General features: G+C 69.1%; 1 protein-coding gene. It reads left to right on the plus strand.

Annotated features, from left to right (window positions below; translation table 11 throughout):
• Positions 1 to 2 precede the first annotated feature (2 nt).
• Positions 3 to 333 (plus strand): transposase (locus GQE99_RS20250; protein ID WP_328794242.1); only part of this gene is annotated, 331 nt, incomplete at its 3' end.

A 333-nucleotide genomic window follows, 5' to 3' on the forward strand; every position in this document is an offset into this window, starting at 1 on the left:
AGATCGCCAGATTGCGCGCCGCGCTCGCGGCCTCGGAGGCTCGTGCGGAGGCCGCCGAGAGCGAACTGGCGCAGACCCGGGCGGTCGTTTCAACCTCCGAAGCAATGATCAAGCACCTCCGGCTCGAGATCGCCAAGCTCCGGCGCGAGCAGTATGGCCACAGCTCTGAGCGCCGCGTCCGCCTGATCGACCAGATGGAATTGCAGCTCGAGGAACTCGAAGCCGCGGCCACCGAGCACGAAATCGCCGCCGAGAAGGTGGCGAAGACCACGACGGTCGCCGGCTTCGAGCGCCGCCGCCCGGCCCGCAAGCCCTTCCCCGAGCATCTGCCCC

The sequence above is a fragment of the Maritimibacter harenae genome, assembly GCF_009882975.1.
Lineage (GTDB): Bacteria > Pseudomonadota > Alphaproteobacteria > Rhodobacterales > Rhodobacteraceae > Maritimibacter > Maritimibacter harenae.